This window comes from Bacillus sp. WC2507, assembly GCF_052656125.1.
The window spans coordinates 3,814,960-3,832,041 of the sequence record NZ_JBQXPN010000001.1; the positions used below are offsets into that span (position 1 = coordinate 3,814,960).

Annotated in this window: 17 protein-coding genes; 7 read left to right on the forward strand and 10 right to left on the reverse strand. The window is 33.0% G+C overall.

What is annotated here, in order from left to right:
* The first annotated feature begins 70 nt into the window (after positions 1–70).
* A complete protein-coding gene (locus ACUN28_RS20160) occupies positions 71–1,054 on the forward strand; it encodes a F510_1955 family glycosylhydrolase (RefSeq protein WP_016088355.1) in 984 nt (327 codons plus the stop codon).
* Between the two features lie 15 nt (positions 1,055–1,069).
* Positions 1,070–1,786, forward strand: a complete 717-nt coding sequence (locus tag ACUN28_RS20165) for an urease accessory protein UreH domain-containing protein (RefSeq protein WP_223267291.1) — start codon at positions 1,070–1,072, stop codon at positions 1,784–1,786.
* 45 nt (positions 1,787–1,831) lie between these two features.
* Here ACUN28_RS20165 and ACUN28_RS20170 read toward each other — a convergent pair whose 3' ends face one another.
* Entirely contained in the window at positions 1,832–2,704 is an 873-nt protein-coding gene (locus tag ACUN28_RS20170; RefSeq protein WP_016088357.1) for a LysR family transcriptional regulator, read from the reverse strand.
* A 143-nt stretch (positions 2,705–2,847) separates the two neighbouring features.
* On the opposite strand from ACUN28_RS20170, the gene ACUN28_RS20175 reads away from it, so the two are divergent.
* Both ACUN28_RS20175 and ACUN28_RS20180 read left to right on the forward strand, forming a co-directional pair.
* The gene (locus ACUN28_RS20175) at positions 2,848–3,555 is read left to right on the forward strand and encodes an alpha/beta fold hydrolase (protein WP_098405496.1); all 708 of its coding nucleotides are present in this window, start codon (positions 2,848–2,850) and stop codon (positions 3,553–3,555) included.
* Between the two features lie 146 nt (positions 3,556–3,701).
* Positions 3,702–3,932 (forward strand): DUF896 domain-containing protein, encoded by a 231-nt coding sequence (locus ACUN28_RS20180; RefSeq protein ID WP_000789775.1) that lies wholly within the window; start codon positions 3,702–3,704, stop codon positions 3,930–3,932.
* Positions 3,933–3,982: 50 nt separating this feature from the next.
* On the opposite strand, the gene ACUN28_RS20185 is transcribed toward ACUN28_RS20180, so the two are convergent.
* Positions 3,983–4,462, reverse strand: coding sequence for a CcdC family protein (locus tag ACUN28_RS20185; protein ID WP_016088359.1), 480 nt, complete (start codon positions 4,460–4,462; stop codon positions 3,983–3,985).
* A 15-nt stretch (positions 4,463–4,477) separates the two neighbouring features.
* A complete protein-coding gene (locus ACUN28_RS20190) occupies positions 4,478–4,873 on the reverse strand; it encodes a DUF2871 domain-containing protein (protein WP_016088360.1) in 396 nt (131 codons plus the stop codon).
* A 184-nt stretch (positions 4,874–5,057) separates the two neighbouring features.
* Between ACUN28_RS20190 and ACUN28_RS20195 the strand changes: the two genes are divergently transcribed.
* Positions 5,058–6,415 (forward strand): IS3 family transposase gene (locus tag ACUN28_RS20195; RefSeq protein WP_445423412.1). Its coding sequence is split into 2 segments (ribosomal slippage): positions 5,058–5,514 and positions 5,514–6,415, totalling 1,359 coding nucleotides; the frame shifts between segments, so codons are not numbered across the junction.
* A gap of 56 nt (positions 6,416–6,471) precedes the next feature.
* Here ACUN28_RS20195 and ACUN28_RS20200 read toward each other — a convergent pair.
* The 6 genes from ACUN28_RS20200 to ACUN28_RS20225 form a co-directional block, all read right to left on the reverse strand.
* On the reverse strand, positions 6,472–6,867 hold the full coding sequence (locus tag ACUN28_RS20200; RefSeq protein ID WP_016088363.1) for a cytidine deaminase: 396 nt from the start codon (positions 6,865–6,867) through the stop codon (positions 6,472–6,474).
* Positions 6,868–6,900: 33 nt separating this feature from the next.
* A complete protein-coding gene (locus tag ACUN28_RS20205) occupies positions 6,901–8,202 on the reverse strand; it encodes a pyrimidine-nucleoside phosphorylase (protein WP_002108542.1) in 1,302 nt (433 codons plus the stop codon).
* A 36-nt stretch (positions 8,203–8,238) separates the two neighbouring features.
* A complete protein-coding gene (locus ACUN28_RS20210; protein WP_000876170.1) occupies positions 8,239–9,420 on the reverse strand; it encodes a NupC/NupG family nucleoside CNT transporter in 1,182 nt (393 codons plus the stop codon).
* Between the two features lie 102 nt (positions 9,421–9,522).
* A complete protein-coding gene (deoC, locus tag ACUN28_RS20215; protein ID WP_016088364.1) occupies positions 9,523–10,194 on the reverse strand; it encodes a deoxyribose-phosphate aldolase in 672 nt (223 codons plus the stop codon).
* A gap of 306 nt (positions 10,195–10,500) precedes the next feature.
* A complete protein-coding gene (locus ACUN28_RS20220; protein ID WP_016088365.1) occupies positions 10,501–11,448 on the reverse strand; it encodes a sugar-binding transcriptional regulator in 948 nt (315 codons plus the stop codon).
* A gap of 418 nt (positions 11,449–11,866) precedes the next feature.
* Complete coding sequence (locus ACUN28_RS20225; RefSeq protein WP_016088366.1) at positions 11,867–13,042, reverse strand: DUF4272 domain-containing protein; 1,176 nt, start codon at positions 13,040–13,042, stop codon at positions 11,867–11,869.
* 1,182 nt (positions 13,043–14,224) lie between these two features.
* On the opposite strand from ACUN28_RS20225, the gene ACUN28_RS20230 reads away from it, so the two are divergent.
* Complete coding sequence (locus tag ACUN28_RS20230; protein ID WP_016088368.1) at positions 14,225–14,746, forward strand: hypothetical protein; 522 nt, start codon at positions 14,225–14,227, stop codon at positions 14,744–14,746.
* Between the two features lie 213 nt (positions 14,747–14,959).
* Here ACUN28_RS20230 and ACUN28_RS20235 read toward each other — a convergent pair whose 3' ends face one another.
* Entirely contained in the window at positions 14,960–15,697 is a 738-nt protein-coding gene (locus ACUN28_RS20235; protein ID WP_016088369.1) for a DUF975 family protein, read from the reverse strand.
* A gap of 699 nt (positions 15,698–16,396) precedes the next feature.
* Here ACUN28_RS20235 and ACUN28_RS20240 point away from each other — a divergent pair.
* Entirely contained in the window at positions 16,397–16,825 is a 429-nt protein-coding gene (locus tag ACUN28_RS20240; RefSeq protein ID WP_000873462.1) for a hypothetical protein, read from the forward strand.
* The last annotated feature ends 257 nt before the right edge of the window (positions 16,826–17,082 follow it).

Consider the following 17,082-nt stretch of genomic DNA (forward strand, 5'->3'; position numbering starts at 1 on the left):
ACACTCCACAATTTCTTGACATTTATTCCATATACTTAAAATCTCATATATAGGAAAGGAGCCTACAAATTTGAAGCATTATGTGGCAAAAGGATTAGCAATTACTTCTTTATTCATAATTTCAGGATGTTCTAGCAACGCCGAAACAGCACCAGTGAAAAAAGAAACGGTTCAATCTCAACCGAAAAATAAAGAAACTGCAACTGCAGTACCATCCAACTTCTATAAAGAAATTACATCCGGAAAAATCGCGCACATTCACGGAATTGGCTATGCAGGAAATATGCCGGGTATTTCTATCGCAACTCATAGTGGTATAAAAGTTTATCAAAATGGAAAATGGTTTGAAACTAAGACTGAGCTACATGATTATATGGGATTTCAGGCAACGAAGAATGGGTTCTTTGCCAGCGGTCATCCTGCACCAGGAGCAAATTTAAAAAATCCTTTAGGGTTAATGAAAAGCTCTGATGGCGGTAATACCCTTGAAAAGCTAGCATTTTATGGAGAATCTGATTTTCATAACCTTGCTGTCGGATACAATACGGAAGCAATTTATTTATACAATGAGCGTCCAAATTCTAAATTACAACAAGGTTTTTATTTCAGTACAAACAACGGACAAGATTGGAAAAATAGTAAGTTAAAAGGTCTTTCGAGTACGATTCATTCCTTTTCCGTACATCCGGATCAAGCTAGTGTAGTCGCGGTAAGTGCTAAAGACGGTGTTTACTTATCTACAGATTACGGAAATACATTTGAACTATTATCTACATCACTTGAATCGACAGCAGTTACATTAAGTAATGAAGATGTTATTTACGCCCCTATCAATAAACAAATCATAACGAAGAAATCAATTGCTACAAATGAAGAGACAAATATACAAACTCCATCTTTAGATGCTAAAGATGCAATTATGTACATATCACAAAACCCTCAAAATTCAGCTGAAATAGTATTTGCTACACTGAAAGCAAATGTGTTCCTTTCTACAGATGAGGGTAAAACGTGGAAGCAGATTACTAAAGAGGGAGCATTCCAATTTAATTAGAAAGGTGAATATAACGTGTTTTCAACAATTAGTGAATGGAGCTATCAACTCATGTCTCCTTTAATGGATGTCGCGAATGCTACGAAATCAGTACCTCTTTTATTTGCGTTTTTATTAGGCGTAGTAGGTACCCTTGCTCCTTGCCAATTAACAGGAAACATTAGTGCTATTACACTTTATGGCAATCAATCTTTACAAAAGGGACATGCATGGAAACATATATTGTTATTCATTTCAGGAAAAATAATAGCTTTTACAACGCTTGGACTATTAGTATGGGTCTTAGGAAAAGAGATTCAGCAAATATTAACTTTGTATTTCCCGTGGTTAAGGAAAATGATCGGACCTTTATTAATTTTAATGGGGCTAATGTTGGCAGGTATTATAAAGAGCAGAAATTTCTTCTCGATCAAATTTATAAGAAAACAAAATGAAGTTGGCTCATTTTTACTTGGATTCTTCTTTTCCTTAGCTTTCTGTCCGACTATGTTCGTTCTATTTTTCGGAACGTTAATCCCTTTATCTTTCTCATATAATTATGGTTACTTGTTTCCGACATTCTTTTCGATAGGAACCGCTCTCCCTATCGTTATATTACTGTTCATCATCTCCTACCTTGGATTAAATGGGGCACTACTTAAAAAGAGTCGAAAAATAGGAAAAAACATTCAAAGTATAACTGGTGTTCTCCTTATTTTAATCGGAATTTATGATACTGCTCTATATTGGTAATACATACAAAAGGTAAGCTTCAGTGAAATGAGCTTACCTTTTGTATCATTTTTTCTTTTGTTGTAGTTGATTTAGTAAATTTTTAATAAATGCTAGAAACAGCGGATCATTCTCTTTTTTAGGTGACCATTGCATAATTAGTTGCCTTGGAATTTTAATTTCTATCGGTTGCACGATGAAGTCATGAATAATTTGCTTATGTAGTCCTGATACTGGAACAATTGTTATACCGTTAACTTGTAAAGCAAGTGCTAATGCTGAACTAATTGTTTCTGATTCCATCACTTTATTAACTACTATTTCATTTTTCATCAAATATGGTTCAAGCACTTCTTTGCAACCAGAAAGCGGCATAATAAAAGGATAATTTTTCAATTCTTTACTAGTAAGGTTAGGTGGAACAGACTTTGAAGAAACTATAACATACGGATCTTCACCAATGACATCATAATGAAATCCTGGAATTAAGTTTTCTTTTATAGAAATAGAAAAATCTGCACTTCCAGAAGACAACCAATCTAACACTTCTTGATAACTTCCCTCTCGAACTGCAAGTACATACTGACTTTGATCAAAATTACCTAATTCGATACACTCTGCCAAACAATATACAGTAACGGAAGGATATGTAGCTAGTACAATCTTATACAAGCTTTTATTTTTCAATTGTAAAGCTGTTTCTTCAAGATTTTCATACTCCATTAGAAGTCGATCTACACAAACTAAAAATTCTTTTCCATTTTCAGTTAAAACTGTTCCTTGTCTAGATCGATCGAATAAAGTTAACGCATATCTCTTCTCTAATTTGTTAATGATATGCGTTATAGCAGGCTGTGTCATATGTAATTCTTTCGCCGTTAAACTAATACTGTTCAAACGCGCCACATATTTAAAAACTTCAAAATCAAAAACGTTCATGCTGTTCTCCTTATATAAAAGATATTTATATCATCTATAAATAACCTTCATTATATTTATCAAACTACTTCATATACACTAATTATACATCATCAATATTACGAAAAAATAAAGCATATAAACATTAGAGGAGTGTTGATTAAATGAGTACTTACGTTTTAGTACATGGAGCATGGCAAGGTGAATGGGCCTGGGAATTAGTAAAACCTCAACTAGAGGCTTTCGGACATACAGTTGTTACACTAGACTTACCTGGAAGTGGTAAAGATATGACTCCCTCCCAAAATGTAACGTTAGATTCCTATGTTACTGCAGTATCTGATGCTATAAAACAACAAAATGAAAAGGTCATTCTTGTTGGACATAGTATGGGTGGAATTGTAATTACTCAAACTGCTGAACTTATACCAAATAAAATCGATAAATTAGTATATCTTTGTGCATTCTTACCTCAAAACGGAGAAAGCCTTGGCAGTAAGTTAGATGGTGAAGCTGGTCCACAATTCTCAATTAATGAGAATGACATGACTGCAGAACTTATACCAGAGTTGACTGAACAAACATTTTTAAATGCTACAGAAAATGCAGCTATGAAAGAATCTTCTTTCAAACAAATGCGTCCTCAACCACTAGGTCCATTCCAGCAAGAGATAAAAATATCTGCAGAGAACTTCGGAACTATAGATCGTATTTATATCGAAACGACTCTAGATAGAGCGATTCCCATTGATTTTCAGCGCCGAATGAATACAGAAACTCCTTGCACGAAAATAATTACTTTGGAAGCTGATCATTCTCCATTCTTCTCTAAAACATCAGAACTTGTTAGTCACTTACATGGATTAAGCTAAGGTTTATATTTTCCTTGTAGACACCTACTTACTGTAATACGGGTGTCTACTTTTCTTTTACCCTTCTTGACATATTCATATAAAAAAGTTAAAATAACTATAAATTAGTAAGTAACTAATTTAATTTAAAGTAAGAGGTGAACAAAATGAAAAACATTTTATTCCGTATTAACGAATTATCAAAAAAAGAAAAAGCATCTGGATTAACAGTTGATGAAAAACAAGAACAACAAATGTTGCGTCAAAACTATACAAAAACATTTCGTGGAAGTTTAGATTCCATTTTATTAAACACAAAAATTGTTGATCAACATGGTCTTAACGTTACACCAGCCGCATTACAAGATGCTCAAATACGTTTAAAATTAAGCAAATGAAATCAAAGCTAAAAAAACAATCGTATAAAACATAAAAAGAGCCGGAATTCCTATTTAGAAATTCCAGCTCTTTTTATTGTCTTTTCTAATTTAGTAAACGAGCGATACATCGCAATTCTCCACGATACAATCATTGCAAATGCAAGTAAGAAAAACATTCCGCTTAACTCTGCTAAATCAATTGATTGACTTAAATACGATTTTAACGCTACTCGTACAGCCAATAAGCCTACTAAAATAACTATGAATGCTTTTGACGGTTTCATATATATATGTTCGTTTCTTATTTCAAACTTAGTTGTTTTAATAAGAAATATAGAGAAAATAAGTCCTATACTAATCGCCTCTACTATTTCTAACGATGTTAATCGAAACTCCGGTAAGAAGTACATCATTGCACCAGTACTCATAAAAATTGGCGGTAATATAATTTTCTTTTTCGTTACCGGTTTTTTCGCTGCTTTAAAGCGAAGAAACATGATACCAACAGCCATACAAACTGCTACAATACTTGATAAAAGTGCTATCATACTATCCACTCCTATCTATTTAAAAGACTTTTTAAGCAAAATCATAAACCAAACGAGCCCGATACTTATAATAACATGACCTAATCCAGCCATATGGCTTAAACCATTAAAGTCAGTTCCATTTACTTGTAGAAGCCCTCTCCATAGCATTGTAGCGACAGTAAAAATTACTCCTACATTATAAACAACAAACCATGCATGAAAACTCTTTGTTTCATGGACATGAAATACTTTACATAAAGCTAAAGCAATTAAAAAGAAGACGAAGCCGAGCACTAATACGTGTGTATGCACTAATTGCAACATTGTGGATCCTTTAATTCCTTGTGCTTTCGAATACTCTCTTGCAAATACTCCTGATAATAAACCGATAATTAAGTAAATGAATGCTGCATTATATAATTTCTTCATTTTATTCCCCCTGTTGTAAACTTTCCATATTCGCTGAAATCATTTTACGGAAAGTTTATGAACGGAATATGAACAAAATATTACATTCAACTTTTGAAAATAAAAAAGCCATTCCACAATTAATAATTATGAACTGCACTCCAATTGTTAGACACAGTCTAACAATTGGAGGTGCAGTTTTTTTATGACAAAATTTACGAAGGATTCAAGGTTAAAGCTCGTTCAAGGATTTAATCCAAAAACAATTTCTCAAGCAGAATATGCAAAACAGATGCATATTACAAAGGCGCAATTTCAATACTGGTTGCGCTTATACGAACTCCATGGAGAAGAAGGTTTACACGAGGTCTATACAAATTACACCGTAGAGTTTAAACTAAACGTACTAAATTTTATGGCTCAATCGGGTATATCGTTAATGGATACAGCGGCTATATTCATGATTCCTTCTTTTATAACGGTTTATCAATGGAAGAAGCAATTTGAATTAGGTGGCTTAGATGCCCTTGAACCAAAGAAAAAGGGGCGTCCATCCATGAAAAATAAAAACACAAAACAGGATACGAAAAAAATTCCGGCAGAAGGTTCAGTTGAAGCGTTACAAGCTGAATTAGAACGCTTACGTATGGAAAACGCGTATTTAAAAAAGTTGAATGCCTTAGTTCAAAACAAGGAAAAATCACCAAACAAGATAAGGCACAAGTAGTCTATGAATTAAGGCATGAGTTTCAAGTGAAAGAATTAGTAAAGTTAGCGGGTATCCCTCGAAGCACATATTACTTTTATGTAAAACAAATGGATAGAATCGATCCAGATGCGGATTTAAAAGTAGAAATTAAAGCGATTTATGATGAACACGAAGGTCGTTATGGATATCGTCGTATTCGTGATGAATTAGCCAACCGTAATCAAATAGTGAATCATAAAAAGGTGCAACGAATTATGAAAGAGTTAGGTTTAAAATGCCTTGTACGTATGAAAAAATATAAATCTTATAAAGGAACGGTTGGTAAAATTGCACCCCATATTTTAGAGCGTAATTTTACGGCAGATGCGCCAAATGAAAAATGGGTAACCGATATTACGGAATTTAAATTATTCGGTGAGAAACTTTATGTATCCCCTGTATTGGACTTGTATAATGGTGAAATCATTACTTATACAATTGGCTCTAGACCAACATACTCACTTGTTTCAGAAATGTTAGAGACAGCATTAGAATGTTTACCTGAAAGTCACCAACTATTGATGCATTCAGATCAAGGTTGGCATTATCAAATGAAACAGTACCGTCACGCATTACAAGAAAGAGGTATCGTACAAAGTATGTCTCGTAAAGGCAACTGTTACGACAACGCAGTAATGGAGAATTTCTTTGGAATCATGAAGTCTGAATTTCTCTACATAAAAGAGTTTGAAAGTGTAGAGCATTTCGAAATAGAATTAGAAAAATATATAGATTATTATAATACCAAACGGATAAAGGCAAAATTAAAAATGAGTCCGGTACAATACCGGACTCACTTTTATCAAGCTGCCTAATGAACTAACCGTGCCTAACTTTTAGGGGTCACTTCATTACGGAATGGCTTTTCAACTTATTTTAAATCTTCTATTGAGAAAGCACCTGGAAGTAATTGCTCAACAGTCACTTCTTTTTCATCGCCTTTTACATTCGTTAGTAAAACTGGCATTTTCGGTTCACAGAATTCAGCAATCACTTGTCTACAAGCACCACATGGTGAAATCGGTCCGTCTGTTTCGCCTGTAATAACTAAGTAACTAAAATCGCGCTCACCTTCTGATACTGCTTTAAAGATTGCTGTTCTTTCTGCACAGTTACATAAACCGTAAGAAGCATTTTCTATATTACAACCAGTATAGATTTTACCTTCTTTCGTAACTAACGCTGCACCAACAGGAAATTTCGAATACGGAATATATGCTTTTGATAACATCTTATTTGCTTCTTCGATATATTTTTTCTTATTCATATTATTTCCTCCTCAAAGTAAACGTAATTATGATTAGTCAGTAATAACTGTATGAACTAATTTAGGAGCAACTGCTGTTTCGGCGATAGAAATGTTCTCATAAATTTTAGCTTTTACATCTTCTACATTTTCACGGTTCGCATAGATTGTTACGAATGGCTCGCCTTCTTTTACTGCATCGCCAACTTTTTTACGTAACATTAATCCTACTGCTAAATCAATTTCATCTTCTTTTGTCGCACGGCCAGCACCTAGTAACATAGCTGCGATACCGATTTCATCTGCAACAATGTTAGAAATAACACCTGAAGCTTTTGCTGGTACATCAATTACATACTTCGCCTGTGGCATTTTTTCTGGATTGTCTACAATTGAGCTATCTCCGCCTTGATTGCTTAAGAACTCTTTAAACTTCTCAGTTGCTTTTCCGTTTTTCATAACTTCAATTAGCATTTCACGAGCTTCTTCTAATGTATTTGCTTTTTTCGCAAGTACGACCATTTGGCTACCTAATACAAGTACTAATTCCGTTAAATCTTCTGGACCTTCACCTTTTAACGTATCAATCGCTTCTTTCACTTCTAGAGCGTTACCAATCGCAAAACCAAGCGGTTGTGACATATCTGAAATAACAGCCATTGTTTGACGTCCTACATTATTTCCGATACGTACCATTGCATGTGCTAATTCTTTTGCATCTTCTTCTGTTTTCATAAATGCGCCAGCACCTGTTTTTACATCAAGTACGATTGCGTCAGCACCAGCTGCAATTTTTTTACTCATAATTGAACTTGCGATTAAAGGAATTGAGTTTACTGTCCCTGTTACATCGCGTAATGCATAAATCTTTTTATCTGCAGGTGTTAAGTTTCCTGTTTGTCCAATAACAGCTACTTTGTCACGGTTTACAATATCAATAAACTGCTCTTTCGTAATTTCAACGTGGAATCCTTCTACCGCTTCTAATTTATCAATTGTTCCACCCGTATGTCCTAAACCACGACCAGACATTTTTGCTACTGGTACATCTAAAGCAGCCACTAATGGTCCTAATACTAATGTTGTTGTATCACCAACACCACCAGTTGAATGTTTGTCTACTTTAATTCCTTCAATTGCTGATAAGTCGATCGTTTCTCCAGACTCCACCATCGCCATCGTTAAATCTGCACGTTCGCGATCTGTCATATCTTTAAAGAAGATTGCCATTGCAAGTGCACTCACTTGATAATCAGGAATACTTCCGTCTGTATATCCATTAATAAAGAATTTGATTTCTTCAGTCGTTAATTCTTTGCCGTCACGTTTTTTCGCAATAATATCTACCATTCTCATTACAATCACCATTCCTTTTTATATGATATGAATCTATTAAAATAATAAGCCTACGATTGTTGCTGATAAGAAACTTACTAATGTTGCACCGAAAAGTAATTTCAAACCAAATCTTGCGACTACATTCCCTTGCTTTTCATTTAAGCTCTTAACTGCCCCTGCAATAATTCCAATTGAAGAGAAGTTTGCAAATGAAACTAAGAATACAGATATAATCGCTGTCGTTCTATCTGAGAAATTAAAGTTTCCTTGTGCTAAATCTGTCATAGCGACAAATTCATTTGATACTAATTTTGTTGCCATAATATTTCCAGCATTAACTGCTTCATGCCAAGGTACACCCATAATAAATGCAAATGGTGCAAATACATAACCAAGAATTTCTTGGAATGAAATACCGATTACACCTTTAAATACTGCATTAATGAATGCGATAAGAGCAACGAAACCGACTAACATAGCTGCTACTGTAATCGCAACTTTAAATCCATCTATAATGTATTCCCCTAATACTTCAAAGAAAGTCTTTTTCTCTTCTTCTTGTACTTCTAACATATCTTCTTCTTCAGTAACTTCATAAGGGTTAATGATAGAAGCGATAATAAAACCACCGAATAAGTTAAGCACTAAAGCGGTTACAACATATTGCGGTTTTAATAACACCATATATGATCCAACGATAGACATTGAAACGGTAGACATTGCAGATGCACATAATGTATACATTCTTTTCTCTGGCAATAATCCTAGTTGTTTCTTAACTGAAATAAACACTTCAGATTGTCCTAAAATCGCAGAAGCAACAGCGTTATATGATTCTAGTTTCCCCATTCCATTTACTTTACTTAATGCTAGACCGATAGATTTCACAATAATAGGTAATACTTTAATGTGTTGCAAAATACCGATTAATGCTGATATAAATACTATTGGCATTAATACACTTAAAAAGAATGAAAACTCTTTTTGATTTACTAATCCACCAAATACGAAATTCACACCGTCAGCGGCATATTTTAATAGCTCTCCAAAACCATCTGCTATTCCGCTAATTAATATATTCCCTACACTTGTATTTAATAATAAAAACCCCAAAATGAATTGTAATATAACCATCGTTATGATTGGGCGATATTTGACTTTCTTTCTATCATTACTAGCAAGCCAAGCGATACCTAAAATCAATACGAGGCCAAAAATACCGATTAAGTATTTCATAAGCCGTTTCCTCCCATTCGTATCCGCTTACATTCTTTTCAATTGTTAAAGCAATAGATACACTTTACTTTGTGTATCTATTGCTCTTAACTTTATTAATGATTAGTAGTTATCTGTAGCACCTTTTGCATCATTTAATACGATTGCAACACTAGCACTTGCTCCAACGCGAGAAGCTCCAGCAGCTACCATTTTGTCTGCATCTTCACGTGTACGAACGCCACCAGATGCTTTTACACCAACGTTTGGTCCAACTGTTTTGCGCATTAATGCGATATCTTCAGCAGTTGCTCCGCCAGTTGAGAATCCAGTTGAAGTTTTTACGAAATCAGCACCGGCTTTTACTGATAATTCACAAGCGCGTACTTTCTCTTCATCTGTTAATAGGCAAGTTTCAATGATTACTTTTACAAGAGCTTTTCCTTTTGCTGCTTGTACTACTTCATAAATGTCTTTTTCAACAAGTTCGTTGTCGCCATCTTTTAAAGCGCCTACGTTGATTACCATATCAACTTCAGTTGCACCTTTTGCGATAGCATCTTTTGTTTCAAATGCTTTTGTTTCAGTAGTGCTTGCTCCTAATGGGAAACCGATTACAGTACAAACGTCTACATCATGTCCAGCTAATTCTTCAGCAGCTAGCTTTACCCATGTAGGGTTAATACAAACAGAAGCGAATTTATATTCCTTTGCTTCTTCGATTACTTTCATAACATCTTCTTTTGTAGAATTAGCTTTTAAAATTGTATGGTCAATTAACTTTGCAATGTTCATTATCTTCACTCCTCATATCTTTTAACAACTTCATTCTAACTCTTAGTTGAACAAATGTAAATACACTTTTGAAATTTTGTTCATCCTTTTTCAAAAGTAATTTTCTTGTAGTAAATAAAGCGCATTCTAACTAAGAAACACTTCATATATAAAAACAAAACTTTTATATTAACAATGGTAGTATGTATCTCAATATCCATAATTATTTTTAAAAAGGCAATTTGTATTCAAAAAACACTCCATAATTCATACATAACAAAATAAAAGGCTTTCTCAAAATTAATATCTTGAGAAAGCCTTTTATTTCTAACCTTTTTGATAATGTAACAGTTCTTTAGCTGTATGCTGATCGATAATTAATACATTTGCATACCCGCCACGTAACGCACCATCAATTGCTTTTATTTTTCTATTACCACCTGCAACTAAAATAGAGCGTTTCTTTAATTTCAGTTCCTCTAACTCAATTCCAATTGTACGCTGATTAATCTCTTCGCTACTAATATTTCCGTCTCCATCAAAGAAACGTGAACAAATGTCACCGACCGATTGTTTTTTGAGTAAACTCGTTTCATCCATATCGAAATAACCTAATCGGAATAATAGCGCTTCGTCTCGCACTGTTCCTACAGTGAACACTGCAATATTCGCTTGTTTCCCCATTTCAATAATGTGATGAATATGTCGATCCTGCTCTACTAATTCTTTTGTCACTGCATTATCAAATATAACTGGAAGGGGTAGATTTCTTGGCGTCGTTTGAAAAGCATCTGCAAATAAAGCAATGGTCTCATTCGCATATGTATTTACACTAGAATGACTAATACCACCTTTTAACTGGACAACTTCTACACCTTTTACATGTTGCGGTACGATTTTTCTAGCGATTTCATACATCGTCATTCCCCAGCTTACACCAACGATATCACCGTTTTTAACCGTCTTTTCCATATACTCAGCTGCATATTTACTAATATACTCTGTAATCGTTGCATATTCTGGCACTGGTGAAAAAACGACATGCGCCTCTAACAAGTTGTACTTTTCTTTCAGTAAATTTCCAACGTTATCTAAATCAGCAAATGGATCGGCTATGCTAATTTGAACAAATCCTTTTTCTTTCGCGTACTTTAATAATCTAGAGATAGTCGGTCTTGAAATATTTAATTTATTAGCAATTTCTTGCTGACTATAATCTGATTGATAATATAACCTTGCAACTTCAACGCTTAATTGTTGTTTATCTTTATCCATAGTAACTCATTACATATCCTTTCCTGTATTTCCTTTTCGTTACAAGCATTATACAGCTTTATGCAAAAAAATTCGACTACCGAATTTTATCTAACTGAACTTCTACTACACTTATTATATACAAGGTAACTTATTGTGTAGATTTACAAACTCAATATAGATACGCTTGAAACATGTACATCGATTAATATTTAATTCATGCTTTTTCTGCAGTAACGATAACAAATCCGTTCAAAATGTACGAATCAAGTGATTTAACATAGAAAAGTTGTATATGAGGCCTAGGATATTAAAAACTGTTTTTTCTCATACCTATGGAATTTCCATCCGTTTTTCTGTAAGAGATTGAACTGATGAAGCAATAATTTTATTATCTAAAATACAAAAGCTCTACAGAACAAAGAACAAAGAATATAGATTATGTATCCATGGAGATGCAATCCCAATCTTCATTTTTATAATTGATTAACCAAAACAAGCCCCTTCGTCTTTCAATAACAATACTTTCCTGCATACCTGCAGTTGCTTCTTTCTCATTAATTCTATCATGTACACAAGCCCAATGAAGCCGATAAATGAGGTCGGCCTCATCCAAAATCTCTTCTGCACTTCGCAATCTTGTTTGTTGATAAAATTCATTAAAAGAACTACAACCAGAAACAAGTTTAATTGCATAATGACAGTCACAGATTTCTTTTGGAAATTTCAGTGTATTCACGAGACCAATTGACCAAAGTAAAACCCATTGGGCTTCATACTGCCATGCAATCTGTATCGCTTCTTTCGCGTCAGGTTGCTCTGAAGTTAGGAAATTTCTTTCCTGCCTCGTTAATGATTCAACCACATCAAATTTGTTCAGCAGCCCCATGACAAACTCTTTGGAATTTTCCAAATCTCCTTCTTGGGCAACATCACAAGCATATTGTATGACAATCAACAAAGCTACCGCTCTCTTCGTAATCTCTTCTCGATTTCTTAACTGAATACTTGCCAAAGGAGGCAATTGAGGCAATCCTTCGATATATGGAATCCCTTTATCTTGCAGGTAGCTTATCGATTTCTGTTTTCTTTTCTCCCCATCGGTAGAAGTACTATTCTGTCCCATTATTTTGTTCGTACATGCTTGAGGAGTAAATTCTGAAGGACCAGAGGATCCATCCGGAAATACAATTACTTTTCCATCATTCCCGATGAGCGTTCGATCAGGGATAAAACCAATACCGTTTACCTGATTAAGTAATTTAAGAAACAGCTCCACATATTCATCACTATAATCCTTCTTCGTCTCTATAGCGATTATGGTATTAATTACAGAAATCTGTGCCAAAACCTTCCTCTTAAGATGTTCTTCTTGAAATTCAATTTGATCGTACATGTGCATCATTCCAGGAATATTATTGGAAAAATAATCAGGAGATGATTCTTCAGAATCCACCCGAATAATAATTTTATTTTTGCCAAATAGTCTTTTCGATTGAATGGTATATTCATTTTTATTGCGGTCAACCTTGAACCCATTTTTGAAAACTTGAGTAATGAAACCTTCTACATCACTTGTATCATTCCTTGATGCAAATATCGTAAAAAATCTCAATGTTCCCCCTCCTCTAATTCCTATTTTCTTCTTAGCTATTAAATTTAGAAAAACAAAAGAACATAAACTATTTAATATATTAAACAGCCTTTTATTATGACTTGTTCTTCAACTAAAATCTGTTTGTTTGTCTTAGTTGTTATTATAAATAATTATACTATCCAGTTTGGAGTATTGCTAATGCCAATCAACTTAAAGGGGCTATTTGCTTTTCTTAGCTTGATAGCGATGTGGTGCTACCTCTGTTTTAGTAGGTTGGTAATAGTTATTTTTTAGAATATATGTGAAATCAAAAAGCTTTGAACTGGATTTTTATCATGCATTAAACTTTAGAATTCATAAAATTTTTCTGTAGATAATTTACTTTATAACTCTATACTTAAATCTAGTATAAAACTTTTATATTCTACAGCTACTTAAATTGAGTTCCCTTACTATTACCTCTTTAACTGTATTTTTGTTGCACTAATTATAGGATAGTCTGTAGATATATCACACTTCCCTACAGTTAGGTTACTTAGATTTTTTTGCTTCTTTGTTTGCTGCATCTATTAACTTAGAAGCTGTCTCTTACCTTTCACTACCTATACCAACTTCTATTTTTTCACCTTTATCTAAACCGCCTTGTATGATTTCCACCCCATCTTTTACATAAATCATCACTTTACCTACATTATATTATACTGGGAAATCTTTTTGTCCACACTATAACCTACTTATTTTTCCATCAACTCTAATTAAAGTTTAGATAATTCTTTTAACTCTTCTGACTTTTTCTTCATTGACTTGCTGAAAATATGATAACGTGTATAAAGTTTATAGAAAATGTTTTCCCTCCAGATTCCCCCTTATTTACTCTGTAATATTTAGCGTTTAAGCGATGTTTTACTCCCATAAATGCTCCAATAAAGTAGATCTTGCCGGTATTACAAATAAAAAAGGATCTAATATTTATTTCATTTAAAAAATGTTTTAGACTATAGAATAAAGTATTAGACTGTTAAAAAATAGTTGTAGACTGAAAAGTTGTATTTGTGTTTTTAAAATAAATTTACGATATTTTGTCTCTTTCAATTAAAGAATTACTTACACTTCATTTTTTCTTAGTGGACCAACAACACGGATTAATTAAATATCAATAATTAAGATACCAGAACTCTAAAAAAAGGGGTGAGGATTATGATGAATAAAGAAATTCAAAAATTGTTTGATGATCTCAATTTATTTGCCAGACAGATCGCAAAAGTAAGATTATCAAATTTATCATTCGATGTATACGAATTCAAAGATAAATATGTGAAGCAAGTAGACTTAATATTTGCCAGAAAAAATCAATTTGATACTATTCAAGAGGCATTTTCTGCACTATTTAAAAAAGAATTGTTCGATGGAGAGGAATGGGATATTATTGATGAACCAGACCCTTCAGATAAACAATGGCTAACCGCACTAAAAGATTTCTGGATTAACGCATACTATTCAAGAGCATGTAATAGCTTAGAGTTATTAAACAAAAATGATTTTATAAGTAGATTTAAAAGGGATTTAGCTGATGTGAATGTACCAGAACAAGTTATTAAAGAACTCTTAATTAGATTGAATCATATTGAAACAATACAAGTACAAAAGGGATATGTTTATGATTACATATTCGGACAATCTGATAGCCATTATTTTTTGTTTGAATGGGGAATATATGATTAAAATGATTACAACTATTATGATTATGAAGAAGCGCACTTAAAGTTATGGGGGTGTCAGTGAAATAACAGATAACAAAACAATCAAACTTTTTTATAAAATCATTACACCACTTTTCAAGAAAGAACTCCATTTTAATCATTCCTTTTTCAAAATGGAGTCTTTGTGTTTGTCATAAAATCAAGATACATACAATATTTCGAATCAAAATTAAAATCAAACAGTTAACTTTTTTTCCTCCATAACAGTATCTCTATTCACTATTTTCAAGTAGAAATGCGATACTGTTGTAATGTAGTATGGATAGATCCAAAGAAACGGGATACCAAATGTGAAAAATCCGATGATAACCCCTAAAATAAACCATCCGATAAAACTTAACGATAGTAGGAATAAATCTAATTTATGTCCTTTCATCAGTTCTTGACTCTTTTTAATTGCTTCACTCGCCGTATATTCTGGATGATCTAATAAAATATAGTAGGCCATAGAATAAGAGATAAATTTTATAATACCTGGTACAATTAATAATACACTCCATAAAAGTGTGTATACAGTCATTAAAGTAGTCACCTTTATAGATCTAAACACATTACTTTTTCGAAATCCTTCAAATAACTCACCAATTGTAGTAGATTCTTTTTTCGCTAAACGCAATGTAACTTTAAGATACCCATAATTCATAATGCCTTGTGCACCTATTAAACAAATAAATAGAACAACAAAAACAAGTAAATAAGAAAAAGCACCTGCTGCATTTAACTTTTCGTCTCCTGAAATGGAAAAACTAGAATTCATTATTTCACTTAATAAGATACCAAGAAACAACAGTGGAAATCCTATAATTAGCATACAAACCCTAGAAATAATATGATAAAGAAACGATGACAATACCGCCAATCCCCATTTGTCTTTTAATGAAGATACGGCCGCTTTTTTTAAGCCACTAATCATTTTGATCCTACCTTTCAATTTTTTCCTTTTATATGAATTACTTTTACACAAGGAATAATAACGTATTTTAACAAAATTTTTATTATATATAATTCCGTTAATATCTAAATGAATGGTGAAACTGTTCCAAAAGTGTTATTTTTAAGTAAGTATCAAATTCAGTACTTCTAATGTTTTTTTAACACTACTTGACTAATTTTAGTATGTTTATTTTCAATCTATTAATCATGTAATTTATTTAAAACACCGTGATGAATATACTTGCTACATAAAATCCATTACCAAACTGAAATCATTCTATAATAGCTTTAATTAAGTTCGAAATGATCAAAAACACTCGGAATTAGCCATTTCAGTTTTTCTTCATGCATCTTTCTCTTACCATATTTTTCAATAAGTACGTGAACCATACCACAATCTTCTATGTGCAAAATTAGCTTTAAGTCTGCAAAAAGTTTTTTACGATATTCCATATTTTACAATGAGTTAAAATCGTGAATAATTTTATCCAGTTCATCATAATCCGCACTTACGTTAATAATGTGCTAAACTAGCTAACATATATATAATTTTATATAGAAAACCCCAACAAAAATGTATCCATTCTTACATAAACAGTTTTTTAGTTTTTATTCTTGTTCAATATGGTATAGAAAAAGATTAATTATTTACAAGACAAGAAGCTAGGAGATGTTACATATGAAATATTTTGTAATAGAAGATGATGAATTATCAAGCTGTGGTGAAGAGACAATATATGTTTTTGAACATAGCAAAGGAAAAAACAGTTACGACACGATTAAAACCTTGGAAGATTTTGCAGCAACATGCCAATTCATTGAACGAAGAAATACGCATTGGTTTTGGTATAAAGGAAAACACGTTAAAGATATGCCTATTTGGGAATTCGAACAAAAATTTAGAGCTGAACAAGAAGAACTGAAAACAATATCCCAAGAAGAATTCACAGAATTGAGAAACAGATATGCCCCACTTATTAAACCTATCGAGTTCCCTATTAAAGGAATCCGAATTGCTTATGCTTATGAACCAGAATGGAATGATGAATTTTTTGTTATGGAAACGGAAGAAAGTTATTTTTCCGTATATTGGTTTACAACGGCTTAATAATCATTTTAATAACAAATCAACAGGTTTCTTATCCGAAAGGACTTTCGATAAATACTGATTAGGTGTTTAGAAAGTTTCTTCAAAGTCAGGGTGTCTAGGCTTGGGTATTCCGATTACTTGTTCTCCACTGCTAATATGATGAATAAAGCGAAACTGTAATGAGTGGGGGATTCTTTATTCCCCACTCATTATTAGTTGAAGCATTCGAGCTTTTACGGACAGTTCCTATCTTCCTTGCGCTTCTCTAAATCTTG

Bases quoted from the DNA above. Each gene is read 5' to 3' on its own strand.
- ACUN28_RS20170 (WP_016088357.1), bottom strand. From the start codon at position 2,704: ATGAACGTTTTTGATTTTGAAGTTTTTAAATATGTGGCGCGTTTGAAC.
- ACUN28_RS20175 (WP_098405496.1), top strand. From the start codon at position 2,848: ATGAGTACTTACGTTTTAGTACATGGAGCATGGCAAGGTGAATGGGCC.
- ACUN28_RS20180 (WP_000789775.1), top strand. From the start codon at position 3,702: ATGAAAAACATTTTATTCCGTATTAACGAATTATCAAAAAAAGAAAAA.
- ACUN28_RS20185 (WP_016088359.1), bottom strand. From the start codon at position 4,462: ATGATAGCACTTTTATCAAGTATTGTAGCAGTTTGTATGGCTGTTGGT.
- ACUN28_RS20190 (WP_016088360.1), bottom strand. From the start codon at position 4,873: ATGAAGAAATTATATAATGCAGCATTCATTTACTTAATTATCGGTTTA.
- ACUN28_RS20200 (WP_016088363.1), bottom strand. From the start codon at position 6,867: ATGAATAAGAAAAAATATATCGAAGAAGCAAATAAGATGTTATCAAAA.
- ACUN28_RS20205 (WP_002108542.1), bottom strand. From the start codon at position 8,202: ATGAGAATGGTAGATATTATTGCGAAAAAACGTGACGGCAAAGAATTA.
- ACUN28_RS20210 (WP_000876170.1), bottom strand. From the start codon at position 9,420: ATGAAATACTTAATCGGTATTTTTGGCCTCGTATTGATTTTAGGTATC.
- deoC (WP_016088364.1), bottom strand. From the start codon at position 10,194: ATGAACATTGCAAAGTTAATTGACCATACAATTTTAAAAGCTAATTCT.
- ACUN28_RS20220 (WP_016088365.1), bottom strand. From the start codon at position 11,448: ATGGATAAAGATAAACAACAATTAAGCGTTGAAGTTGCAAGGTTATAT.
- ACUN28_RS20230 (WP_016088368.1), top strand. From the start codon at position 14,225: ATGAATAAAGAAATTCAAAAATTGTTTGATGATCTCAATTTATTTGCC.
- ACUN28_RS20235 (WP_016088369.1), bottom strand. From the start codon at position 15,697: ATGATTAGTGGCTTAAAAAAAGCGGCCGTATCTTCATTAAAAGACAAA.
- ACUN28_RS20240 (WP_000873462.1), top strand. From the start codon at position 16,397: ATGAAATATTTTGTAATAGAAGATGATGAATTATCAAGCTGTGGTGAA.